General features: G+C 66.7%; 21 protein-coding genes. 11 read left to right on the forward strand and 10 right to left on the reverse strand.

All coding sequences use genetic code 11. The features are described 5' to 3' along the window. Window positions 1-13: 13 nt before the first annotated feature. Window positions 14-3,091: an autotransporter domain-containing protein gene (locus GYH34_RS10945; RefSeq protein WP_161913609.1), complete on the reverse strand. Its 3,078-nt coding sequence runs from the start codon at window positions 3,089-3,091 to the stop codon at window positions 14-16. Window positions 3,092-3,179: 88 nt separating this feature from the next. Beyond that, complete coding sequence (gene ppc / locus GYH34_RS10950; protein WP_161913610.1) at window positions 3,180-5,939, reverse strand: phosphoenolpyruvate carboxylase; 2,760 nt, start codon at window positions 5,937-5,939, stop codon at window positions 3,180-3,182. Between the two features lie 292 nt (window positions 5,940-6,231). Between ppc and GYH34_RS10955 the strand changes: the two genes are divergently transcribed. The 4 genes from GYH34_RS10955 (at window position 6,232) to GYH34_RS10970 (ending at window position 9,418) form a co-directional block, all read left to right on the forward strand. Continuing rightward, window positions 6,232-6,774, forward strand: coding sequence for an NYN domain-containing protein (locus GYH34_RS10955; protein WP_161913611.1), 543 nt, complete (start codon window positions 6,232-6,234; stop codon window positions 6,772-6,774). A 210-nt stretch (window positions 6,775-6,984) separates the two neighbouring features. Further along, window positions 6,985-7,527 carry a hypothetical protein gene (locus GYH34_RS10960; RefSeq protein ID WP_161913612.1) on the forward strand — a complete coding sequence of 181 codons (543 nt, stop codon included), beginning with the start codon at window positions 6,985-6,987 and terminating at the stop codon, window positions 7,525-7,527. A 27-nt stretch (window positions 7,528-7,554) separates the two neighbouring features. Then, a complete protein-coding gene (gene bioB / locus GYH34_RS10965) occupies window positions 7,555-8,541 on the forward strand; it encodes a biotin synthase BioB (protein ID WP_161913613.1) in 987 nt (328 codons plus the stop codon). Between the two features lie 34 nt (window positions 8,542-8,575). Next, window positions 8,576-9,418 (forward strand): shikimate dehydrogenase, encoded by an 843-nt coding sequence (locus GYH34_RS10970; protein ID WP_161913614.1) that lies wholly within the window; start codon window positions 8,576-8,578, stop codon window positions 9,416-9,418. Window positions 9,419-9,473: 55 nt separating this feature from the next. On the opposite strand, the gene GYH34_RS10975 is transcribed toward GYH34_RS10970, so the two are convergent. Further along, window positions 9,474-10,145 (reverse strand): phasin family protein, encoded by a 672-nt coding sequence (locus tag GYH34_RS10975; RefSeq protein ID WP_161913615.1) that lies wholly within the window; start codon window positions 10,143-10,145, stop codon window positions 9,474-9,476. A 173-nt stretch (window positions 10,146-10,318) separates the two neighbouring features. Further along, a complete protein-coding gene (locus GYH34_RS10980) occupies window positions 10,319-10,678 on the reverse strand; it encodes a phasin (protein WP_026191334.1) in 360 nt (119 codons plus the stop codon). A 353-nt stretch (window positions 10,679-11,031) separates the two neighbouring features. Between GYH34_RS10980 and GYH34_RS10985 the strand changes: the two genes are divergently transcribed. From GYH34_RS10985 to GYH34_RS11005, 5 genes are read left to right on the forward strand one after another with little or no spacing between them, the layout of a single operon-like run. After that, the gene (locus tag GYH34_RS10985; RefSeq protein WP_161913616.1) at window positions 11,032-13,830 is read left to right on the forward strand and encodes a histidine kinase dimerization/phospho-acceptor domain-containing protein; all 2,799 of its coding nucleotides are present in this window, start codon (window positions 11,032-11,034) and stop codon (window positions 13,828-13,830) included. Between the two features lie 38 nt (window positions 13,831-13,868). Beyond that, on the forward strand, window positions 13,869-14,342 hold the full coding sequence (locus GYH34_RS10990; protein WP_244635047.1) for a nucleoside deaminase: 474 nt from the start codon (window positions 13,869-13,871) through the stop codon (window positions 14,340-14,342). Next, entirely contained in the window at window positions 14,339-15,106 is a 768-nt protein-coding gene (locus GYH34_RS10995) for a 5-oxoprolinase subunit PxpA (RefSeq protein WP_161913617.1), read from the forward strand. The genes GYH34_RS10990 and GYH34_RS10995 overlap by 4 nt, the downstream gene beginning before the upstream one ends. A 4-nt stretch (window positions 15,107-15,110) precedes the next feature. Then, window positions 15,111-15,836, forward strand: a complete 726-nt coding sequence (locus GYH34_RS11000) for an allophanate hydrolase subunit 1 (RefSeq protein ID WP_161913618.1) — start codon at window positions 15,111-15,113, stop codon at window positions 15,834-15,836. Further along, window positions 15,833-16,864, forward strand: a complete 1,032-nt coding sequence (locus GYH34_RS11005; protein WP_161913619.1) for a biotin-dependent carboxyltransferase family protein — start codon at window positions 15,833-15,835, stop codon at window positions 16,862-16,864. The genes GYH34_RS11000 and GYH34_RS11005 overlap by 4 nt, the downstream gene beginning before the upstream one ends. A gap of 43 nt (window positions 16,865-16,907) precedes the next feature. Here the strand turns inward: GYH34_RS11005 and tolB are convergent, their stop codons facing one another. The 6 genes from tolB to GYH34_RS11035 form a co-directional block, all read right to left on the reverse strand. Then, on the reverse strand, window positions 16,908-18,221 hold the full coding sequence (gene tolB, locus GYH34_RS11010; RefSeq protein WP_161913620.1) for a Tol-Pal system beta propeller repeat protein TolB: 1,314 nt from the start codon (window positions 18,219-18,221) through the stop codon (window positions 16,908-16,910). A 55-nt stretch (window positions 18,222-18,276) separates the two neighbouring features. Continuing rightward, window positions 18,277-19,578, reverse strand: coding sequence for a cell envelope biogenesis protein TolA (locus GYH34_RS11015; RefSeq protein WP_161913621.1), 1,302 nt, complete (start codon window positions 19,576-19,578; stop codon window positions 18,277-18,279). Window positions 19,579-19,587: 9 nt separating this feature from the next. Then, entirely contained in the window at window positions 19,588-20,037 is a 450-nt protein-coding gene (locus tag GYH34_RS11020; RefSeq protein WP_018265586.1) for a biopolymer transporter ExbD, read from the reverse strand. A gap of 15 nt (window positions 20,038-20,052) precedes the next feature. Next, a complete protein-coding gene (gene tolQ, locus GYH34_RS11025; RefSeq protein WP_018265585.1) occupies window positions 20,053-20,790 on the reverse strand; it encodes a protein TolQ in 738 nt (245 codons plus the stop codon). 247 nt (window positions 20,791-21,037) lie between these two features. Next, the gene (gene ybgC, locus GYH34_RS11030; protein ID WP_161913622.1) at window positions 21,038-21,463 is read right to left on the reverse strand and encodes a tol-pal system-associated acyl-CoA thioesterase; all 426 of its coding nucleotides are present in this window, start codon (window positions 21,461-21,463) and stop codon (window positions 21,038-21,040) included. 104 nt (window positions 21,464-21,567) lie between these two features. Continuing rightward, window positions 21,568-22,422 carry a hypothetical protein gene (locus GYH34_RS11035; protein ID WP_161913623.1) on the reverse strand — a complete coding sequence of 285 codons (855 nt, stop codon included), beginning with the start codon at window positions 22,420-22,422 and terminating at the stop codon, window positions 21,568-21,570. Window positions 22,423-22,614: 192 nt separating this feature from the next. Here GYH34_RS11035 and GYH34_RS11040 point away from each other — a divergent pair, with 192 nt between their 5' ends. Beyond that, window positions 22,615-23,433: a hypothetical protein gene (locus tag GYH34_RS11040; RefSeq protein ID WP_161913624.1), complete on the forward strand. Its 819-nt coding sequence runs from the start codon at window positions 22,615-22,617 to the stop codon at window positions 23,431-23,433. Between the two features lie 98 nt (window positions 23,434-23,531). Further along, a complete protein-coding gene (locus GYH34_RS11045) occupies window positions 23,532-24,374 on the forward strand; it encodes a hypothetical protein (protein ID WP_161913625.1) in 843 nt (280 codons plus the stop codon).

A 24,374-nucleotide genomic window follows, 5' to 3' on the forward strand; every position in this document is an offset into this window, starting at 1 on the left:
GAGCGGGGCGGCCTCACCAGACCACTTTGAGGCCGCCTCGTCCCGCATAGGATTGCGTGCGTCCGCCATATTCGCCCTCGAAGGAGGCGAAGAGCGCGACCGAAGCGCTCACATCGAGGCGCAATCCGCCTTTCACCTGCAGGTAATTCTCGTCGGGACGCGCGCCGGCGATGGCGAAAGCCGCCGAGGGGGCCGAGGCGAAGGATGCGAGAAGCGCGCGCGTCGGCTCGAATTCATGCACATAGGCGAGCGAGAGATCGGGCGTCAGCCGCCAGCCATTGTCGAGCGCGAAGCTGCGCTTGACGCGCGCGCCGAAATAGAGGGGCAGCGAGTCCGTCTCGCGCGCAGCGAAGGTGAGCGCGCCGAGGCCCGCAAAGCCGGGGAAGGCCGCCGTCGTCTCGGTGAATCCATCCGTCCAAATATGCGCCGTCTCGACAGCCGCGAAAGGCGTGGCCCTCAGCCCGAGCAGATCGACGTCGCGTCCGATCTCGACGCGGGCGCGCAGCACGCGGCTCTCGAAATTCGCATTGGCGGTCTCGCCCGTCCCGAGCCCGAAGACCGAGCGGCGTGAGTAATTGTCGAAGTCCGAGAAAGTGAGCGAGGCGGAGATATAATTGGGATCGAAGGTGAAGACGCCATAGCCGCCGATATGCCAGCCATGCGTGTCCACATGGGTCGAGCGCAGGTCGGTCGAGGCGCCGCCGGCGCTATAGCCGCCCGCAAAGCCGAGCAGAAGATTGGGAAGCACCGCCGCATCGAGGCCGATGGCGCCGCCGCCGAGGCTGGTGCGCTGTGTCGCCGAGCCTTGCGCCGCGTCGCCGCCGAGGCGCGCGCTCTGGCCGAAGCCGGATATCCACAGGCGCCAGAGCCGCGCCGGCTCCTGTGTCATACGCGGGGCGATCGGACCCTTTTTCGATTCCAGCGACGCATAGCCGAGGGCGGGAGTCGCGGAAACGGAGAATCCATTGGCGTCGCGCGTCTCGCCCGAGCGCCAGAATTGTCCGGCGTCTGCGAGCGTCCCGCCGAACAGGCGGTTCGATTCGAGGCCGACATTCAGCGCGCCGGTGACGCCTTCGCCGGAGAGTCCGTCGAAGGCCGCGCGCGCGCCGGCCGCCGATTTGCCGACGACGGCGAGGAACAGGGGACTCGCGGTCGGCGTCGTGTCGAGCGCCGCGGCGACGGCGCGCTGATTGCGATTGGCCGCGACGCTCTGAAAGAACACGCCATTGCGCGAGAGCGTCAGAAAGGCGTTGTTGGCGTTATAGGAGAGCGTGGGCGTCAAAAAGGCGAGGTCCGTGGAGACCGAAGCGAAAGAGCCGCTGACGCCGCCCGTCGCCTGCACGATCGAATAGGTCGTGGCGGGGGCGTAATTGCCGGAGGCGGCGCTCACTTGCACCACGCCGCCGAGCGTCGCCGTTCCACCCACGACGATCTTATCCGCCGCGCCGGCAGCGTTGGCGTCGATCTGATAGACCGAGCCCGAGCGGAAAATTGCGTCGCCGGTGATGGAGAGCGTGGAGATCGCGCCGGCGCCCGAGCCCGGCGAGACGACGCCGGAAAGATCGAGCGCGCCCAGCGCGCCGGAGCCCGACAGGCGCCCGCCGGCGGCGACGGTGACGAGATTGCCGATCGCGCCGGCGGCGACCAGCTCCGCGCTGCTCGCGACGGTGACGCCGCTCGAATAGGACTGCGTTCCGGTGAGCGTCCACACGCCGTCATCGACGCTCAGGGTCTCGAAATTGAGCGCCCCGGCGAAAGTCCCCGTTCCCGAGAGCGAGATGCGGTCGTTTCCGGCGCCGCCATCCACCGTGCCGTTGATGACGGAGCCGGTGCGAATATTCAGCGTGTCGTCGCCGGAGCCGAAGACGATCGCCTGTCCGCCGCCGCCGGTGATGGTTCCCGAATTGGTGAGCGTATTGTTCAGCGTGCTGTTGATATAGATTCCGTAGCGCGTCGTTCCCTCGATCGTGCCGGCGTTGGTGATCGTCACCGCGCCGAATGCCGGTCCTTCCGAGCTATTGTCGACGAGTATGCCGTCCGCCTGGCCGATGATCGTCGCGCCGGCCTTATTGTCGATGACGCCGCCGCCGATGGCGACGCCCTGGCTGGTGTTGGTCTTGCCATCGGAGCCGACGCCCTTGGCGCCCGTGCCGCGGATCGTGCCGTAATTGGTGATATTGCCGATGTAATCGATATCGACGCCATCGCCATCGCCATTGGCGACGCCGGCGATATTGTCGATATCGCCCGAGATGAGGCCGTAATTGATCACCGTCCCGCCGACGTCGGAGCCGAAGCCCGAGCCGTTGCGGCCGATGATCTGTGCGCCCGCATAATTGGTGATGGTGATGGAGGAGCTGGTCGTATTCGCCGTGGAATCATAGCTGATGTTGATTCCGTGGCGCCCGCCAGAGATGATTCCGCCAGCGTAATTGTTGACCGTTCCGCCCGTGCTGGTTTGAAAGTCGATCGCGTCGGCGCCGGTGTTGGTCTGGAAATTATTGGAGATGATCTGGCCGTAATTATTCACCGTGGCGTTGTTGCCGGGGCGTATGCCGTCGGCGTCGGCCGTCTGCAGCGCGCCCGTCGCGAAATTATTGATGGTGATCGACGCCGTGCCGGCGACGACATTGCCGAAGTCGATCGCCTGGCCATTGTTCGAGCCCGTGCCCGTCGCCTGGATCAGCCCGTAATTATTGACGGTGATGGTCCCGGATTTGACAGCGGTTCCGATTTGCAGCGCATCGTTCTGCGATTGGATCGTCGCGCCCGCCTCATTGGTCAGCGTGAAGCTCATCGCGGTTCCGCTGTTGAAGCGGATCGCGCGCGTTCCTGTGCCGGTCGATTCGATCGTGCCGAAATTGTCGATGGCGACGCCGGTCGACGTCGACGTCTGATTCAGCGTCGGATTGGCGGAGGAGGTGAGCTTGCCCCCGGCGCCCACGGTGATCTTGTCGGCGCCGCCGAATGTCTTTTGGCCGGAGACGGTTGTATCGGCCGGGACATTTATGTCGGCTGCGACGGCCGCGGATGAGAATGAGAGAGAGGCGAAGAGCGCGAGCGGGCTGACGCGCGAGAGGAGAGGCGACATTGCGGTTCCGTTCCAGCTGGATCGGAACCCCTAATGGCGGCGGCGCATGACGCTTTGACGACAGCGCCGCAATGTCGCCCTTTTCTGTTCACCCCGTGTTGCGCAGGCCGGCCGCGACGCCATTGATGGACATGAGAATCCCCTGGCGAATGTCGTCGCCGGTCTGGCCGCCGCGGAAGCGGCGAATGAGCTCCACCTGCAGATAGTTGAGCGGCGCGATGTAGGGGAAGCGGTGATGCAGCGAGCGCGCCAGCGCCGGATTGTCGGCGAGGCGTTCGCTCGATCCGGTGAGATCGGCGAGCGCGGCGTTGGATCGGCTCCACTCCGCCTCTATCTCCCCATAGATGCGGTCGGCGAGCGCATGATCCTGCACGAGCCCCGCATAGTGACGCGCGATCGAGAGATCGGTCTTCGACAGGATCATGTCGATGTTCGACAGAAGCGTGCGGAAGAAAGGCCATTCGCGATACATGCGCTTCAGCAGCTCGAGCTTGGAGCCGTCGTCGCCCTCGCGGAAGCGCGCGATCGCCGAGCCGAAGCCGTACCAGCCGGGCAGAGCGAGACGCGCCTGGCCCCAGGAGAAGCTCCACGGAATGGCGCGCAGATCCTCGATCTTGCGCGACGGCTTGCGCGAGGCGGGCCGCGAGCCGATGTTGAGCGAGGCGATTTCGGAGATGGGCGTCGAGGCGAAGAAATAATCGACGAAATCGGGGGTCTCGTAGACGAGGCCGCGATAAGCGTCCATGCCCCATTGCGCCAGCTGTTCCGCCACCTCGAGGAATTCCGGCGGCGGCGCCTTGCTGTGCGAGAGCAGCGTCGCCTCGAGGGTCGCAGCGACCAGCAGCTCGAGATTGATGCGGCCGATCTGCGGATTGGCGTATTTCGCCGCGATCACCTCGCCTTGCTCGGTGAGGCGGATTTGCCCGTTCACCGTGCCCGGCGGCTGCGCGAGAATAGCGTCATAGCTCGGTCCGCCGCCGCGTCCCACCGTGCCGCCGCGCCCATGGAAGAGGCGCATGGCGATAGACGGCAGGCCCGAGAAGAAATCCGCGAGCGCGGTGGAGGCGCGATAGAGCTCCCAAATGCTCGCGAGAATGCCGCCGTCCTTGTTGCTGTCGGAATAGCCCAGCATGATGTCCTGCTGCGCGCCGGAATTGGTGACGAGCTTGACGATTCCGGGCAGCGCATAGAATTCGCGCATGATGACGGCGGCGTTGCGCAGATCGCCGATCGTCTCGAACAAAGGCACGATGATGAGATCGGCGGCGACGATATTGACGTCGCGCGGATCGAGCGTGCCGCGCATCATGCCGCATTCTTTCTGCAGCAGCAGCACCTCGAGCAGATCGCTCACCGTCTCCGTATGGCTGACGATGTAATGGCGGATCGACTCGTGACCATAGGTCTTGCGCATCTCCGCCGCGCGCTCGAAGATCGCCAGCTCGCTCGCCACATCTTCGGAATACGTGGCGTCGACGAGCCGCACCGGCCGCGGATCGCTGAGCAGCTTCAGCAGCAGCGCGCGCTTCTCCTCTTCCGTCAAAGCGGCGTAATCGGGCGCGACGCGCGCCTCGCGCAGCAGCGCGGCGATAGTCTCCTCATGGCGGTCGGAGCTCTGGCGCAGATCGACAGTGGCGAGATGAAAGCCGAAGACTTCCGCCGCGCGGATCAGCGGCTCCAGCCGCTGCGTCGCGATAACCTCGCTATGATGGCAACGCAGCGAATCGTCGACGACCTCGAGATCGGCGAGAAAGGCGCGCGCATTCGGATAGGGCGCGCCGGGCGCCCGCGCATGGCGCTGCGCCTGTTGGCCGGTCAGCTCCTCCAGCGTCGCGGCGAGGCGGGCGTAGACGCCGATCAGCGCGCGGCGATAGGGCTCGTCGTCGCGATGCGGATTATCGTCGCCCGAGCGCGCGGCGAGCTGCTCGAGCGCTTGGCTGCAGCCGGCGTAGCGGCGCGAGATGGACAGCTCGGCGCCGAGCTCATGCACCTCGGTGAGATAGAAGCGCAGCGCCGTCTCGCTCTGCATGCGCAGCGCATTGGCCAGCGATTCGGCGCGCACATTGGGGTTGCCGTCGCGATCGCCGCCCACCCAAGTGCCCATGCGCAGGAAGGGCGGAATGCGCAGGCCGCCGAGACGCTCTTCGATGTCGGCGTAGAGCAGCGGAATCTGGCGCAGGAAGGTGCTGCGATAATAGCTCAGCGTGTTGGCGATCTCGTCGCGCACGGTGAGCCGCGCCTGCCGCAGCAGCTCGGTCTGCCACAGCTGCGAGACGCGCGCGCGCAATTGCAGCTCGTTGTGGGCGAGCTCGGCCTTGCTGCGCGCATGCTGGCGCGCCTGCAGCAGGGCGGAGATGGCGTGCTCGGCGTCGAGCAGGCTCTTGCGCCGCACCTCGGTCGGATGCGCGGTGAGCACGGGCGAGACCCAGCCGTTGGAGAGCACCTGCGCCACCTTGCCGGGGCCGATGGAGGCCTTGCGCAAATGCGCGAATGTGTTGGCGAGGCTCGGCTCGCCGGAGGCCTCGTCGCCCTGCAGCGGATGCAGATCCTCGGCGATATTGGCGAGATGCGAAAAATAGCTGAAGGCGCGGATGACAGTGACCGCCTCGCTCGCCGAGAGCGAGCGCAGCAGCGCGTCGAGCTTGTTGTCGGCCTCCATGTCGCCATTGCGGCTGACGGCCACCGACAGGCGGCGGATCGTCTCTATGCGCTCGAAGGCGGCGACGCCCTCCTGCTCGCGCACCGTGTCGCCCAGCAGGCGGCCGAGCAGGCGAATATCGGCGAGCAGCGACTGATCGTCGAGCAAAGCGGAAGAGCTGAAATTGGCGGCGTCTGTTTCGACTTGCATATGGGGCGTCGATCCTCGAGCGGGGGCGCCGTTGGGCGCGGTAGGTCCTGCGAGCTATAGCAGATTTTGGACCGGAGGCGATGTGGCGTGGATTCTCGGCGGAACGGCCGTGATGACCCGAGGGCCTCGGCGAATTCGACTTGCTCATCGGCGGTCGGTCCGACTATATATTCAGATAGGCTGAAGCCACAGCCACGGCATAGAAGAGTGAGCCGGCTCATTCCGACAAGCGCATGAGCGTCGGCGTGAGCCTCGGGAGTGAGCCGGCTCCATCTAAGTCGGGATAATATCTTTGTTTCAGCCGCTATATGCGATTTTGCTCGACGGCGGCTTCCTCACAAAAAAGCTATACGCCAAGCTGGAGCGACATCCGACGGCCGACGATATCGTGGCCGAATGCGAGCGGCTGCAAAATTTGCAGGCCGTGAAGAATTATGAATTGCTTCGGATCTATTATTACGACGCTCCGCCTTCGGCGGACTCGGTAACGAAACCCGTGTCTCGAACACGTATGAATCTCGCGACGACCGAGCGCTTTCGGTTGAGCCAATCGCTCTATGATCAATTGGTTCTGAAGCCGCATTTCGCGCTGCGCATGGGTGAGACGCGACTCTCGCCCGACAAATGGCGGATCAAGCCGCGAGTGGCGCGATCGCTCGTGTCCGAGCAGCGCGCGCTCGGCGATGACGATTTCGAGCTGGATTTGTCGCAGAAGGGAGTCGATATGCGTATCGGCCTCGACATGGCCCGCCTCGCTCTGCGCGAGACAGTGCGAGCCGTCGTCGTGGTCCGGAGATTCGGACTTTGTTCCGGCGTTCAAATTCGCTCGTCGTGAGGGCGTCAAAGTCATTTTGGACCCGCTCGGACATAATGTTCGAACCGAATTGAGGGCTCATTCGGACGTCGTCGTGACGAATTGACCCCGAGCTTCTCGCCATCTCGGCGAGAAGACGATTGCTTCTCGCCGCCAGCCCCCTCCCTTGTCGCCTCCGCCCGTCCGACTTATAGACCTCGCTGCGGCCGTACCCTCAGTGAGCTCACGACCATGGAAGACGCGTCCTCGATTCTGATTCCCGCCGCCGTCGGCGCGCTCATCGGCGTGGCTTTCGCCTTTTTCGCGCGCTGGTCGGAGCGTTATCCGCAGGCGGGCTCCCGCCGCGCGCTGGCCTATGGGCTCATCGCCACGGCCGCGCTCTATGTCGGCTTCGCCTTCGCCTCGGACAATGCGAAGGCCTGGTTCGGCATTGAGATGACCGGCCTCGCCATTTTCGGCTCCTTCGCGCTGCTCGGCCTCGTCGGCTCGCCCTGGTGGCTCGCCATCGGTTTCGCTCTGCATCCCTTCTGGCATCTGCAGTTCCATTATCTCGGCACGGGCTCGGAGTTCACGCCGGCGTGGTTCACGCTCGGCCTCACCGGTTTCGATCTGGCCGTCGCCGCTTATGTCGTCTATGCCATTCTGCGCGGCGCCGATCCGCAGCTCCAGCGCAGGCCGCGGCCCTCCGCGCCTTCCGCCGCCGGCGGCGAGGAAGAGGAGCCGCAGCGTCCGCTCACGCGCAATGAGCGCCGCGTCGCCAAAAAACCGCGCTGAAACCACGCCGCAGAGAGGCTCCGATAGATGAACGCTCCCGCCGATTTCACTCTCCGTCACGATTGGACGCTGGAGGAGATCGTCGCCATCCACGACGCGCCTCTGCTCGAGCTGATCGCGCGGGCGAGCGCGCTGCACAGCCGCTTCTTCGATCCCAATGACGTGCAGAAGGCGGCGCTGCTCAGCATCAAGACAGGCGGCTGCCCGGAGAACTGCTCCTATTGCTCACAATCGGCGCATCACCGCGAGGTCAAGCTCGATCGCGTCGAGCTGCTGCAGGTGGACGAGGTTCTGGACGCCGCCGCGCGCGCGAGGGAGGCGGGGGCCGATCGCTTCTGCATGGGCGCGGCCTGGCGGCAGGCGCCCAAGGGCGAGCGTTTCGACGCTGTGCTGGATATGGTGCGCGGCGTGCGGGCGCTGGGAATGGAGGCCTGCGTCACCCTCGGCATGCTGGACGACGGCCAGGCCGAGCGCCTCGTGGAGGCGGGCCTCACCGCCTATAATCATAACCTCGACACGGGGCCGGAATTCTACGGCGAGATCGTCACCACCCGCACCTATGAGGATCGGCTGCAGACGCTCGCCGCCGTGCGCCGCGCCGGCATAGAAATGTGCTGCGGCGGCATTATCGGCATGGGCGAGAGCGTGCGTGACCGCGCCCATATGCTGCAGGTTCTCGCCTCCTTCGATCCGCATCCCGAAAGCGTGCCGATCAATGCGCTGGCGGCCATAGAAGGCACGCCGCTCGAGGGCCGACCGCCGGTGGATTCGCTGGAACTGGTGCGCATGATCGCGACGACGCGCATTCTCATGCCGAAATCCCGCGTGCGCCTGTCCGCCGGCCGCTCAGGCCTCTCGCGCGAGGCGCAGATCTTGTGCCTCGTCGCCGGCGCCAACTCCATCTTCTATGGCGAGAAGCTGCTGACGGCCGGCAATCCCGGCCTCGACGCCGACGCCGCGCTCTTTTCGGCGCTTTCCGCGCAAGGGCAGGGAACCTGCGCGGCGAAGCAATAGGCGCCGCACGGGGAGAAAGAGCGGGGAGAAACTGATGCATGGGCAGGACCGCTTTCTCCTCGCCGGCGTGATGGGCTGGCCGATCTCGCATTCACGCTCGCCCAAAATCCACAATTACTGGCTCGCCCGCTATGGCCTCGTCGGCGCCTATGCGCCGCTCGCCGTAGAGCCGGGGCGGCTCGAGGCGGCGCTGCGCGCTCTGCCGGCGCTGAATTTCTCGGGCTGCAATCTCACCATCCCGCATAAGGAGGCTGCGCTCTCCATTGTCGATGTTCTCGACGCCAGCGCGACGCGCATCGGCGCGATCAATTGCGTGGTGGTGGAGGAGGACGGAACGCTCGTCGGCCGAAATTACGACGGCTTTGGATTCACCGCCTCGCTGCGCGCCGCCGCGCCCATGTGGCGGGCGGACGCCGGGCCGGCGGTGGTGATCGGCGCGGGCGGCGCGGCGCGGGCCGTCATCGCCGGCCTCATCGATTCCGGGGCGGCGGAGGTGCGGCTGTTCAATCGCACGCTCGAGCGAGCGCAGAAGATCGCCGCCGATTTCGGCGCTCCCGTCACGGCGCATCGCTGGGAGGAGCGCGCCGAGGGCCTCGCCGGCGCCGGCCTGCTGGTGAACACGACGAATCAGGGCATGGTGGGCGAGCCGCCGCTCGATCTGGCTTTGGATCGCCTGCCGGCGGAAGCGCTCGTCTCCGATATCGTCTATGCGCCGCTGGAAACGCCGCTGCTGGCCGCGGCCCGCGCCCGCGGCAATGTCGCGGTCGATGGGCTCGGCATGCTGATTCATCAGGCGCGGCCGGCGTTCCGCGACTGGTTCGGCGTCATGCCCGAGGCGACGCCGGAACTGCGCGCGCTGATCGAGGCGACGCTGTAGAGATCAGAGCGCTCCGCCCGGCCGCGTCGGCCGGACGAGGAGCTTTTCCGCAGGCTCACGCCACGAAGGCGGAGACGGCGAAGCGGAAGGGCGACCAGCGGCTCGACAATTCGACCAGCTCATTGGCGCGCTTGAGGAAAGTCGTGTAGCGCTCGCTCGCGAAGCGCGATTGCGCCTCCAGCGCGTCGCCCACCGAGCGCGCTTGGCCGAGGGCCAGCGCCAGATCGAGGACGGCGGCGGCGTTCTCATTCACGAGATCGAAAGTCTTCAGCGACCAGAGGCTCGGGTCGAGCGGCTCGGCCTTGGCAGGCGCCGTCTCGATCGTCGCGGCGAAGATGGTCACGGGCGCGACCGGCGCTTCGGCGATCGGTTCCGCAACGACCTCGAGGGCGGGTTCCGCGATTGTCTCGAGGACAGGCTCAGCCGCCGTCTCGAGCGCCGGCTCCGGCGCTATGTCGAAAACAGGCTCCGGCGCCGTCTCGGCGGGGACCTCGATGGCGGCGGGCTCCGCCGGCGTCAGCGCCAGCTCGACAGGCTCCAGCGCCGCGGTCACGGCCTCGATCTCGGCGGCCTCCAGAGCGGCGGCGACAGCGTCGATCTCGACGGGCGGCGCGGCTTCCAGCGAAGCGGCCTCGGGCTCGTCGTCGTCCAGCGCGTCCTTGAGGGTGATCGGCGGCTCCTTCGGCGGCGCCGGGCGCTTGGAAGAACCTCTCGTATGGGTGGCCATCGCTTCGGGCTCCTTTCGTGCTGGTGTCGGCAGTTTGATGTCGCGCCCGAATCGCCTTCGGCGCTCGAAGCTCCGCGGAAACGCCGCTCTACTCGACGCTGCCTCTACTCACGACGCGCCGCAGCGCGCTTCGTCGAGGCGCCGCGCGCCGAAGGCGCGGCGCCGTCGGCAAATCACTTGCCGGTCGTCGCTTTTTGCAGCGCGGCGCCGAGATCCTTGGCCTGGGTCTGAATCGCCTCGACCTGGCTCTTCACATACTCCGCTTGCAGCTGGAGCACCTCTTGGGGGTCTTTCGCGCGCAGCAGCTTTTGCGCGAGGTCGAAGGCCGCGTTCACATTGGCTTCGGCGTAGCCGAGCGCTTTGGCGCTCACATCCTTGGCCCCGACCTGGAAGGTGGCGGTCGTCGTCTCGACGGAGCCGATCGCCTTATGCGCGGCTCCGGCGAATCCCTCGAACGCCTTGCGCGCCTGCTCGACGCTCTTCTCGGCGAAGTCGCGGACTTCGTTCGGTATCTGGTAGATCGGTTCGCTCACGAATGCTTCCTTCTGGTCGGGTCGGCTGCGCCGCCCGTCGGCCGAAGAAGGGGCGCCGGCCGACCGCCTGCGGCCGTCCATCGCGCATCGCGATCGGGACAGGCGCCGCCGAGCCGAATATGGCTCAACTCATGTTGCATTGCAACATAATTATGGTCTAGGGGCGGCGCGTCCGTTCATCATGAATCGCCGAAGCTTGTTAAAATGTCCTTCGCCGCATAGACCAAGCCGTAACGAACCTTTAAGTTTCATTTAACCGATCCTTCACCTTCGATCGGCCGCGACGCGCGTTCCGCGCCGTTTTGTTCCGCGCCGCTTCCGGCGCTTGTCGCGTCTGAAGAGGCGCTGTCGAAATGAGCGAGCACGACAGGATCGAGAGCGAGGCGTTCGCCGCGCAGATCGGCGCCGATCCGGCCTTCGCCGCGCTCGAGGCGTCCGGCGCGCCGATCGTGGCCGCCGCGGGCGAGCCGCTGGCGATCGTCTACGCAAATGAAGCGGCGATTTCCGTCTTTGGCGGCGATCTGGTCGCGCTCGGCGACCGGCTGTTCCGTGGGAGCGAGCCCGGCGCGCGCCGGCTGCGCGAGCTCGCCGCGGCGGAGAGCCACGCCGCCGCGCCGCGGCTCGAGCGGCTGCGCTTCTCCTTCGGTCCCATCGCGCAGACGGCGACCGTTCTGTGCCGCAGGCTGACGGCCGAGGAGACCGGGCCGATCTTTCTGGTCGCAATGCTCGGCATGCGCTCCGCCGCGAGTGAGGCTCCGCTGGTTCGGCCAGAAGAAGCTCCTGTCCCGGCGGCCGTGATCGTAGAGCCGGAGGCTGTGGCCGAACCTCCGGCCGCCCCATCTCCGGCTGCTCCATCTCCGGCTGCTCCTGCGATCGAGCCGCCGGCCGCCCGTCCGCCGCGGCCGGAGCGTTTCCTCTGGCGCTCCGACGCGGAGGGACGCGTGCTCGACGTCACCGCCGCGCTCGCCGATGTGGTCGGGCGCGAGAATGGCGACATCGCCGGACTCTTGTTTCTAGAGCTTGCCGGCCGGCTGCGGCTGGCGCCGGACGATCGCCTCGCCAATGCTTTCGCCTCGCGCCGTTCCTGGAGCGGGGTCGAGCTCGATTGGCCGCTCGACGGCGGCGGCGCGCGCGTTCCTGTGACGCTCGGCGCTCTGCCCGTGTTCGACGACGGCAGCCGTTTCGGCGGCTATCAGGGCTATGGCGTGCTGCATATGGATCGGCTGCGCCACGAGGCCGAGCCCAAGTCGGAACCAGAGCCGGATTTGGCGCCGCCGGCGGAGGAGCCCGCCGCCGCGCTGGAGCCGCCGGCCGAGGCCGCGTCCCCGGCCGAGATGGAGCAGACGCCGGCGCTCATCGGCGCCAAGATCGTGCCGCTGCGGCCGCTGCCGCGCCTCGAGGAGGCCGCCGCCTCCATCGGCGAGTCGCTGTCGCCGAGCGAGCGCACCGCTTTCGACGAGATCGCCCGCGCGCTCGCCTCCGCCGCGCAAAAGCCGGCCAAGGGCTCGGTGCGCGATTTGTTCGAGACGATCGAGCAAGCGACCGGCCAGCAAGCTTCCGGGGGGCAATCCGCGGGGCAGGCGGCCGCCGTCTCGGCGGAGCCCGAACCTGTCGAGGAGCATGAGGCCGCGCCGCTCCACGAGGCTCTGCCCTCCAATGAGAACAGCGCCTTTCCCGGCGATCTCGCGCGCGCCTCCGCTCTGCTCGATCGGCTGCCCATAGGCGTGATGGTCGCGCGCGGCGCGGAAGTGCTCTACGCCAATCGCACGCTGCTCGATTATCTCGGCTACGGCGACGCTGCGGCGCTATCCGGCGATGGCGGAGCGACGCGGCTCTTCTCCGGCCGGCGCCCGCCGACCGCGGCGGACGGAACCGCGGGCGGGGTCGTTGAGCTGCTCGATTGCGACGGCGAGCCGCTGGAGGCCGATGTTCGGCTCGAGCCGATCCAATGGGACGGTCTGCCCGCTACTCTCGTCACGCTGCGCAGCGCAGATTCCGTCTCCGCGCCGGAGAGCGCGCGCGCCGGCGCCTTGCGCAAGGAGCTGGAGAGCCGCCGTCATGAGGCGGAGGAGCTGCGCGCGACGCTGGACGCGATGGGCGACGCCGTTGTGGTGGTCGACGCCGAGGGCAGGCTGCGCAGCGTCAACGCCGCGCTCGGCCGGCTGGTCGGCGGTGAGCCGCGCGCGCTGCTCGGCTCCGGCCTCGCCTCGCTATTCTGCGACGCCGATCAAGGCCTGGTCGCCGATTTTCTCCGTCGCCCGACGAGCTGCGATCTCGGCGAGGGGCTGCAGGTGCAGGCGCGCGCGCGCAATGGTCAGCTGATCCCCGTGCAGCTGACGCTGGCGCCGCTCGGTCCGCCGCCGGAGCAGAGGCGTTGCGTCATTCTTCATGTCATCCGCCGCCGCAGCTCGGATGACGAGCTCGAGGCCGCTCGCCGCGAGGCCGAGCGCGCCAGCGCCGCCAAGACCGATTTCCTGGCCAAGGTCAGCCATGAGATCCGCACGCCGCTCAACGCCATCATCGGCTTCGCCGAGGTGATGATGGAAGAGCGCTTCGGCCCGCTCGGCAATGAGCGCTACAAGGAATATCTCAAGGACATCCACACATCGGGCGAGCATGTGCTGAGCCTCGTCAACGATCTGCTCGATCTCTCCAAGATCGAGGCGGGCAAGTTCGAGCTGGACGTCGAGCGCATAGACGCCAACGCCGTCATCTCCGAATGCGTGTCGATCATGCAGCCGCAGGCGAACCGCAGCCGTGTGGTGATCCGCCTGTCGCTGTGGCCGCGCTTGCCGCGCATCCTTGCCGACGGCAGGTCGCTGCGGCAGATATTGCTGAACCTTCTGTCCAATGCGGTGAAGTTCAACGAGGCGGGCGGGCAGGTGATCGTGTCGAGCGCCTTGACCGACGCCGGATATGTGGTGATCCGCGTGAAGGACACAGGGATCGGCATGTCCGAGAATGAGATCGAGACGGCGCTCGAGCCCTTCCGCCAGATCGGCTCGTCGCGCGGCGGCACGGGCCTCGGCCTGCCGGTGACGAAAGCGCTGATCGAGGCCAATCGCGCCTCCTTCTCGATCAAGAGCCGCAAGAACCAAGGGACGCTGATCGAGGTCGCCTTTCCGCCGCCGCAGGTGCTCGCGGCGGAATAGCGAGGCCCCGCCGGCGCCGCGCCGGAAAGGGGACTTCGATGAGAGCGTCGGATATCGTCTGCATGGATGAGGCGTTTCGCTTGGCGAAGAAGAGCTTCGACGAGGGCGGCCTGCCGATCGGCTCCGTGCTCGCCGAAGGCGCGCGCATACTCGGACGCGGCCATAATCGGCGCGTGCAGCAGGGCGATCCGATTCTGCATGGCGAGATGGATTGCCTGCGCGACGCCGGACGCCGCGCCTCCTATCGAGAGACGACGCTCTACACGACGCTCTCGCCCTGCATGATGTGCGCGGGGACGATCGTGCAATTCAAGATTCCGCGCGTCATCGTCGGCGAGAACAGGAATTTCGGCGGCAATGAGCAGTTCCTGCGCGACCATGGCGTCGAGGTGATACTGCTCGACGATGCGCGCTGCCGGGAATTGATGCGAGACTATATCGCGGCCAATCCGTCGATCTGGAACGAGGACATCGCCGAAGACGCGCCGCGCGGGGGAGCCGGGGGACAGTGACAGTCGATCTCAACGCCGATCTCGGAGAAGGATTCGGAGCCTGGCGCATGGGCGACGACGAGGCCATGCTCGACCTCGTGACCTCCGCCAATGTCGCCTGCGGCTATCACGCCGGCGACCCCGACATAATGGCGCGTTGCTTCACGCTGGCGAAAGCGCGCGGCGTCGCCATTGGCGCGCATGTGTCCTTTCCCGATCTCGCCGGCTTTGGCCGGCGCCGCATTCCCTATTCCGCCTCGGAGGTGGAGCGTCTCGTCGCCTATCAGATCGGCGCGGCGCAGGCGCTCGCGCATTACAGCGGCCATCGTCTCACTTATGTGAAATGCCATGGCGCGCTCGCCAATGTGGCGGAAGTCGAGCCGGAGATCGCATTCGCTGTGGCGCAGGCGACGCGCGCCGTCGACTCCAGCCTCACTCTGCTGGCCATCGCCTGCAGCGAGCAGGTGGCGGCGGCCGAACACGCCGGCGTCGCCATCGCGCATGAGGTCTTCGCCGATCGCGCCTATCTCGATGACGGACGGCTGAAGCCGCGCGGCCAGAAGGGCGCCGTGATCGACGACCCGGACTGGGCCGCCGCGCGCGCGCTGGCCATGCTCGAGGAGCAGGCGATCGTCACTGAGAGCGGCAAGCGTCTGCCGACGCCGATCGACTCCATCTGCGTGCATGGCGATACGTCGCACGCCGTCGATATGACGCGGCGCCTGCGCGCGGCGCTGGAGCGCGCCGGCTATCAGCTCCTGCCCTTCGCGCCCTCGGAGACATGAGGCGATGCGCACCGCGCCGCGCTGTCTCGACGCCGGCGAGGCGGCGCTGGTCGTCGAATTCGGCGACAGCGTCGATCCTGCGATCAGCGCCGAAGTGCTGGCGCTCGACGCCGCTCTGCGCGCCGCGCCGCTCACTGGAATCGTCGAGACGGTTCCGACCTATCGCTCGCTGATGATCCATTACGATCCGCTGACGCTCGCCCGCGCCGCGCTCGTCGCTCATGTCGAGGCGCTGGAGAGATCGGCGCAAGAGAGCGCTGCGCCGAGCCTCCGCTGGATCATTCCCTGCTGCTACGCGCCGCCGCATGGCGAGGATATAGCTGCGGCGGGCGAAGCGCTGTCGCTTTCTCCCGAGCGCATTGCGGAGCTTCATTCAGGCGCCGATTTTCGCGCTTACATGTATGGGTTTGCGCCGGGCTGGTGCTATCTCGGCGGCCTGCCTTCGGCGCTCGCCGTTCCGCGCCGCGCCTCCCCGCGCGGGCCGACGCCGCGAGGGGCGGTGCTCATCGGCGGCGGCCTCTCGCTCATCGGCGCCGATCCCATGCCGACCGGCTGGTATGTCCTCGGCCGCACGCCCGAGCGGCTTTTCGCGCCGGAGCGCGATCCGTCCTTTTTCGTCGAGGTCGGCGATGCGCTGCGCTTCGAGCCGATCGACGAAGCGACATTTCGCGCGCTCGAGGAGAAGAGCGCGCGCGGCGAGATGATCGCGCGGCGCGAGGCCTCCGCATGAGCGCGCGGCTGATTATTCGCGCGGCGGGGCCGGGGGTGACGCTGCAGGACGCCGGGCGGCGCGGCAGCCTGCGCTTCGGCGTCACGCCCGCTGGCCCGATGGACGCGCGCGCCTTCGCCGCCGCCAATCTCGCGGCGGGCGTCTCCATGGGCGCAGCGGCGATCGAGGTCTCGCTCGGCGGATTGGAGCTGACGGCGGAAAGCGACACCATCGGCCTCGCCATCGCCGGCGGCGAATTCGACATTCGCCTCGATGGCGCGCCGCTTCCCTTCGCCTGCGCTCTCGCGCTGGAGCCCGGCGCGCGTCTCGTCATCCGCGCGGGGCGAAGCGGGGCGTGGTGCTATGTCGCCATTGCGGGACGCATCGATCTGCCGCCGACGCTGGGCTCGCTCGCCACACACACGCGCTCTTTCATGGGCGGGCTCGAGGGGCGGGGCTTGCGCGCCGGCGATGTTCTGCCGCTCGCCGATCTCGCCTCGCCGCCGCGAGAATTGCAGGCGCTCGAGGCGCCCTGGCTCACCGCCTCGGAGCAGCCCATCCGCGCCGTGCTCGGGCCGCAGGCGGATTATTTTTCGCAAGAGGCGATCGGCGAATTTCTGTCGGCGCGCTGGCGGGTCGGGCAGCGCAGCGATCGCATGGCCTATCGGCTGGAGGGCGCGCGCCTCGCTCACGCCAAAGGCCATGACATCGTTTCGGATGGCGTGGCGCTCGGCGCGATACAAGTTCCCGGCGACGGCGCGCCGCTCGTGCTGATGGCCGATCGCCAGCCGACCGGAGGCTATCCGAAGATCGCCAATGTCATCGGCGCCGATATCGGCCGTCTCGCGCAGCAGCGGCCGGGCGAGGCGTTTTCTTTTTCCGCGGTTTCGATCGAGCAGGCCGTCGCGGCGCGAAGGGCGCTGAGCGAGGCGATGGCCGTTGGCGTATGCCTGCAGCCGTTCAGAGGGGAATTGTCGACCGAGCTGCTGCTCTCCGCCAATCTCGTCGGCGGCGTCACTGACGCCTATTTATCGATGGAAAAAGAGTAGGGATCGTGCCCTCCCGTAGGGCCTCGTCCAGCGGCTGAATGACCTACTCTTGCAACGGTCCCCACGACGGATCGGACGCGTAAGACGGCGTCGGCACGGGGAATTCCGAGCGGCCGAAAATATCGACCATGAAAATCTTCGCGCCGCCGCTGCCGCCGGAATCGCGGAAGAACATCAGGAACAGGCCGTTCGGCGCCCAGGTCGGGCCTTCATTGTGAAAGCCCTCGGTGAGGATGCGCTCGCCGGAGCCGTCCGGCTTCATCACGCCAATGCCGAAGGAGCCGGAGGATTGCTTGGTGAAGGCGATGTAATCGCCCTTGGGCGACCATACCGGCGTCGAATAATGGCCCTGGCCGAAGGAGATGCGCCGCGCGCCGCCGCCGCCCGCGCCCATCACGTAAATCTGCTGCGAGCCGCCGCGGTCGGATTCGAAGACGATCTCGCCGCCGCTCGGCGAATAGGAGGGAGAGGTGTCGATGGCGTTGGTGTCGGTGAGTCGGGTCGTCGTGCGCGAGCGTATGTCCATCGCATAGAGATTGGTGGCGGCGCCTTGCGACAGCGACATCACGATCTTCTGGCCGTCCGGCGAGAAGCGCGGCGAGAAGGTCATGCCCGGAAAATTGCCGACGACCTCGCGCTGGCCGCTTTCGATGTTGAGCAGCAGCACCTTCGGATCGGCGGAGCCGAAGGACATATAGGTGACGTCTTGCGAAGAGGGCGAGAAGCGCGGCGTGACGACGAGCTCTTCGCCGCGGGTCAGATAGCGAATATTGGCGCCGTCCTGATCCATTATCGCGAGGCGCTTCCGGCGATGCTCCTTCGGCCCGCTCTCGTCGACGAAGACCACGCGCGTGTCGAAGAACCCCTTCTCGCCGGTGATCCGCGTGAACACCGCGTCCGAAACGAGATGCGCGACGCGGCGCATATTGGCGGAATCGGTGACATATTGCTGGCCCGCGGCCTGCTCGCCGGTCGAGACGTCGAAGAGGCGGAACTCGGTCTTGAGCCGTCCGTCCGGGCTGCGCTGCGAGCGGCCGGTGACGACATATTGCGCATTGAGCGTGCGGAAGAGATCGAGATTGGGCGTGGCCTCGGAGCCGGCGGGCTCCGGGACGGCGCCCGGCTCTATGGGGCGCAGAAAGACCGAGCGCTTGAAGTTGTTGACGATGACGCTCGTCACTATGCGCGCCGCCTCATCGCCGGAGAAATTCGTCACCGCGACGGAGACCGGCTGAAAGCCGCCGCCAGCGCGCAGATCGAGCACGCGCGCCGCGCGCGCCGGCGCGGCGAGGAGAGGCGAGAGGGTCGCGCCGGCGAGAATATGGACGGCCGAGCGGCGGTCGATGTGAAACGTCATGAGAGGGTGGTCCTGGGCGTTTTCGAATTTTCGAAGGCGAAGAGAATGACCGTCGCTACATATCCTCCCTCATGTCCAATTCCGTGACGCGCCAATAATCGTAATAGGGCGCGAAGGCGGCTGGAATCGGCATGGGGCTGCAGCGGCGCACGGCGCCGAGCGCCTGCTCGCCGCGGCTGTGCTCGACGGGATCGGAGGAGGGGTTGAGCAGGCGCGGCGCGCCTTCCAGCGCGCCCTCCCGCGACAGGCGGAATTCCACACGCGGCACATAGGTCTGCGCATTGATCGACAGCGACGCCTGCCAGCAGCGGCGATAATGCTCCACCGTATAGGCGTCGATCTGCGCCTGCAGCGTCGGCGACATGCGCTGCGCGCTCGCCGTCGGCGCGCCGAGCGAGGCGGTCTTGGTCAGATCGGCGCCGGTCGCGGCGCGGCGTTGCGGCGCCTCATGGCTCAGAAGATTGGCGATATTGGCCGCGTCGAATTTCGATTTGGGCGCGGCCTCGTCGCCGGATTTCGGCTTGGCCGGCGGCTTGTCGGATTTCTTCTTTTCGTCAGAGTCGCTCGGCGCGCCCTTTTCGGCGGCCTTCTTCTTCTCGAGGAGCTTGGCCACCTCAACGACCTTCAATTGCTTGCTCGCCGGCTCCTTCGGCTTCGCCGTCTCCTTCGGCTTGGCTTCTTCCTTCTTGGCCTCTTCCTTCCTGGGCTCTTCCTTGGGCTTCGGCTTCTCGGGAGGCTGCGGCGTCTCCTTGGCCTCCTTCTCGGGCTTCGGACGCACGGGGGGCTTGGGCTTCACCACCTCGGCCTCTTCCGGCTCCTCGCGTTCGGGCGGCGTCGGCGCGGGCTTGGCGCGCTCGGGTTTCGGCGGCTCGGGCTTGGGAGGCTCCGCCTTGGCCGGCTGCGGCTTCGGCGGCTCGGGCTTGGGCGGCTCGGCTTTGGCGGGCTCGGCTTTGGGTGGAATGGGACGGAGGGGTGGCTCCGGCGTCGGCGGCAGAGCGGCGACGCGTTTGGGCGGAGGCGGGGCCTCGGGCTTGTCCTCCGGCTCCTCGAGCCGCGGCTTCAGCGGCGGGGGCGGGGCGGCGACGTCCTTCTTCGCCTCGGCGAGCGGCGGCAGCGGCTTGGTCTCGTGCTGCTCGGCGATCTTGTCGGCGCGCTGGACGGGCTTGATCTCCTTGGCGGCCTTCTCGCCCTTCATCACCTGATTGATCTGCGCATCCGTGACGATATCGACCGGCACGGTCTCCTGCGCATCATCGAATTTCTTCGTGTCCGAAAAGGCGATGAGCGTCGCCAGCAGCAGTCCGGCGTGGACGGCGGCCGATACGACGAGGCCAGGTTCGGAACGCGAGGGCTTCAACGCTTCCCCTCACTTCTTGTCCACTTCGGTCACGAGAGCGACCTTCTTGTAGCCGGCGCTCGTCACCATCGACATGATCTCGGCGACGCGGCCGTAATTCACCGTCTTCGAAGCGCGCATATAGATGCGTTCGTCGAAGCCCGCTTTGGCGGTCTCCTTCAGACGGTCGAGCAGCTGGCCGATCTCGATCGGCTGATCCATCAGAAAGATCTGCCCTTTATCGTCCACGGCGATGGACAGCGGCTTCTGATCGATATTGAGCGGCCCGGCCTTGGTCTGCGGCAGATCGACGGCGACGCCAGTGGCGAGCAAGGGCGCCGCCACCATGAAGATGATGAGCAGCACCAGCATCACGTCGATGAAGGGCGTCATATTGATCTCGGCCATGGCGCCATAACGCGGCGTTCCGCGCCGGCGGCGTCCCGAGCCCTTGCGTCCTGCGGCGACCGACGCTCCCATTCGCGCTTCTCCCGCTCAGGCCGCGCGATCACGGCCGGACTGTCCGGCGTGCTGATCGATCTGGCGCGACAAAATGGCGGAGAATTCGTCGGCGAAGCTCTCGAGCCGCGCCTGGGTGCGGGCGACGTCGCCCTGCAGCTTGTTATAGGCGACCAGCGCCGGAATGGCGGCGAAGAGGCCGATGGCGGTGGCGAGCAACGCCTCCGCTATGCCCGGCGCGACGACGGCGAGCGAGGTGTTCTTGGAGGCGGCGATGGAGCGGAAGGACGTCATAATGCCCCACACCGTGCCGAACAGGCCGACAAAGGGGCCGGCCGAGGCGACTGTCGCCAGCACCAGAAGATTGGATTCGAGCTTCTCGACCTCGCGGGCGATGGAGACGTCCAGCACTTTGTCGATGCGCGCCTGCAGGCCCATGAAGGAGGCGCCGGCGTTTTGGAAGGAGCGCTTCCATTCGCGCATGGCGGCGATGAACAGGCTGCCCATTCCGGCGGCCGGGCGCTCCTGCAACTTGGCGTAGAGATCCTCGAGCGAGGAGCCGGACCAGAACACTTCCTCGAAGCGATCCATGGCGCGGCGCGTGCGCGAGAACAGCAGCACTTTGTTGACGATGATCGCCCAGCACCAGACCGAGGCCAGCAGCAGGCCGACCATCACCAGCTTGACGACGATATGCGCCCCCCAGAACATGCCCCAGATGGACACCTCGGCGGCGGCGCCGGAGAGCGGGGCGGCGATTTCGGCTGGATTCATGAAAGTCGTCCTCGGAAGTCGCGGGGTCGGCGGCGAAACTCTGGCGGCGAGCGGCGGAATTCTCGGCTCCCGCCCGCGCCCGGACTAGAGGCGCGGATAAAGGCCAATCACGTCGCGCTCGCTCCCGCAGCGCCGCGCCGAAGGCTGTGGAGCCCGAGCGGTATGGAGCGTGAATCCGCCGAGATTTTGTCCTGGATGCGCCGCACAATCAGAAAATATGAGCGGAAGGCTTAAGGGACCGTAAAGGTCACGCGCCGCGCGGCATGGCGACCGCTGCGAATTTCTCGCGCACTTCGGCCGGAAGCCTTCGCGGCCGGCCGTTTTCCACCGCGGCGATCCTCACTTGCGCGGAAACCAGCGTCTCCTCGCCGCGCATGACGCGCTGGTCGAGATCGAAGGAGGCGCCGGAGACCTCGCGGACGGTCGTCGCCACAGTGAGGAGATCGTCCATTTGCGCGGGCTTGCGGAAATCGATCGTCATGGCGCGCACGACGAAGAACAGGCCGCCCTGCGCCTCCAGCAGCTCGCGCTGGCCGAGGCCGAGATCGCGCAGCAGCTCGGTGCGGCCGCGCTCCATGAAGCGCAGATAGGAGGCGTGGTAGACGAGGCCGGAGAAATCCGTGTCCTCGTAATAGACGCGGACGGCGAGAGTGTGCGGCTCGGCTATGGTCATTTGGTCGGCGGCGTCGATCGGCGGCGCGAGAGGAAAGGGCGAGTCATGCCGTCACTATACGACAAGAGCCGGACGAAGAGCAGGGGATCGTCGCCGTCTAATCGTCAGGGCGCGGTCCCCTCGGGCGCTCGGCCAGAGGCCGTGGGCGACGGCGGAGCCGCAACGGCATTGTCCACACAGAGGAACGTTTTCAGGTCCCGATGCTGGTTCAGGCCGCATTTGGCGCGCCAGCGAAATTCTCCGGTCATGTTCCGCAGCAACAGCTCACTGGGCGTTTCGACGCTCTCGCTCATCTTATCGAATGGTCGGGATGTCGTCGGCGGTGAGGATGGCTCAGTCGTTATGCATCGACGCTCGAAGAAGCTGTAATGTTTGCCGGGCTCGCAGATCGGCCGCGTCAGGAACTTCGCGGTCAAGGGCGACCCATCGAGCAGGTCTTGCAGGCTCTGAGTTTTGTGCAAACGTTCCTTCGCTGCATCTTTCAAATAGTCCAGCGAAGTCGGTCGCGCGTCGGATACGCAGTTTCCGGCGGCGGCGTCATAATGGCTGGCCGCAGGACAGCCGAGCGCAAGCGGCCTTTGGGAGGGCTTATCGAGTGGATTCGAAGAGGCGCTCGAGCCGGAGGCGCATTGTTTCGTTTTTTCGTCGAAATGGAAGCCTGTTCCGCAGCCGGCCATCGATTTCACGACGTTTAGATAGAGGTCCCTCGGGTGCGGCACGCAGCGGCAGAACTCGTAGACGACCAGCCATCCCGCGCCGAGCGAGAACAGCAGGCCCGCCGTGTAGATCACCGGATTTTTTTCCAAAGATTTGAAGCAATAGCCGATGGTCAGGATGAAAGTCGCGCAGACCAGCAGAGCGATGATCGGCGCAGCGAAAAGCCCTGCGAGCGACTCTACCGCAAAGGGAGCGCCAGTGCTCAGGAACGCCACGATTTCTTGGACGAGCTTTCCGCCCATTGGTGCATCCGCAGCAAACAATTTTTTTGTAAAAAGCGATCTGTGCCTCATGCTATGGCATTTTGCGGCCTCGCGCCAGCGGCCGACCCGGTTTGCAGGAAAAACTGCGATCCTGGCGGTTACGCTGCGCCGCAATATGTAATATAAATACATAATGTGGTCCGGCGAGGGAACGATGGTGAAGGCTAGGCGATGAACAAAGAGCTTTGCATCCTCGTCTGCGGCGTCGGGGAAAGGGCCTCCGCGGTGGCGAGGCGGCTGATCGGCGAGGGCTACGCCACTGTGCTCCATCAGGAGCGGCCGCCGCGGGCGCTGCGGCGCCGCATGTGCTACGCCGACGCTTGGTTCGACGGAATCGCCACTCTGGGCGGCGTCGAGGCGCGCCGCGCCGACCGGCCGACGGAATTTCTCTGCGGCATGCAGACCCGGCAATTTCTGCCGCTTCTGCTGCGGCCTTTCGACGAGGTGGTGGAACGCTGGCCCTGGGACGTCATCGTCTCGGCGCCGGACCATGACGGCCGGCCGACGCGATCTCTCGCCAATGCGGCCGAGCTGACGATCGGCGTCGGCTCCGGCTTCGTCGCCGGCGCCGATTGCGATCTCGTCATCGCGACCGATGGGCTCGATCCGGGCGCCGTGCTGCGGGCCGGAGACGCGCCGCCGAGCCGCCGCGACGCGGATCGTCTGGCGCTGGACTATTGGGATGTGATCGCGATGACGGAAGGCGCGCTCGCCGCGCGCAAGACGATCGGCGAGCGTGTCGAGGCGGACGAGATTTTGGGCTTCATCGGCGAGGAGCCGGTGCGCGCCCCGGTCGCCGGCCGAATCAGCGGGCTGGCGCGACCGGACCAGACGGCGCCGGCGGGCGCGCCGATCGCGGAGATCGCGACATCGGACCGCGCGCCCGTCGCCGGCGTTTCCGAACGCAACAAGCTCATCGCCCGCGGCGTCTCCTTCGCCGTGGAGATGGAGGCGGGCGGCTGGACGCCGGTCTCGATCGGCTCGCGCTGACGCCTTTCCTGTAATAAGCTCCGGCGCATATTTTTGGCGCCGGCGATCGATGTGGCGTTCAGCCGTCGAGAGACGGCGCGCCGCGCGGATTTTTCGTCATGAGACCTTTTTTCTCGCTGACCTTGCTGGTCATCGTCGCTCTCGTGCTCGGCGGGGTCCCGCGCCTGTGGAACTTCGCGCAGGCCGCTTTCAACGATCCGCGATGGCTGCCGGCTCTGGCCGCCGATTCGCCCGTGCATTTCGAGCCGGCGGCCGAAGGCTGCGCCACCATTGTCGGCCGCATGCTGCCGGAGGCGATTCGCAGCGTCGAGGATGCGCATGGACGCCCTTTCGCCGAGGCGCCCATTGTCGGCGTCTATGGCTCCTATGACAATTACGCCAAGGCCAATGGCATGGGCGATCCGCGCATCGCCGCTGTCGCCTTGTCCGGCCGCGTCGTGCTCTCGCCGACTCTCTGCGGCGCGGAGAGCGCGCGCCTCGCGCCGGTGCTGACGCATGAGCTTTCGCATGCCCATTTTTACGGCTGGCGGGGGCTATGGGCCGAGCGTCCGCCGAGCTGGTTCGTGGAAGGCCTCGCCGTCATGATCTCGGGCGGCGCCGGCGCGGAGGAGATGAGCGAGGAAGAGGCGAGGGCGCGCATTCGCGACGGCCATGCGCTCATCATGAGCGAGCAGGGCGTCTGGCGGGATTTTTCGTCCATCGCCTTCGCCGACGAGCGCGGCGGCGATTTCGCGCGATTCGATCTCCTCTACCGTCAGCGGCTGGCCTTTCGTCAGGCGGCCATGTTCGTGGCCTGGCTGAAGGCGCAGGACGAGGCGGGCTTCGCCGAGCTTTTGCGCCGGCTGGAGGAGGGAAAGGGCTTCGCCGCGGCTTTTTCCGCGGCGTTCCGCGCCGATTTGCCGACGCTGTCGCGCAGTTATCTCGCCACGATCGGCGGTTGA

It is taken from the genome of Methylosinus sp. C49 (assembly GCF_009936375.1).
GTDB lineage: Bacteria > Pseudomonadota > Alphaproteobacteria > Rhizobiales > Beijerinckiaceae > Methylosinus.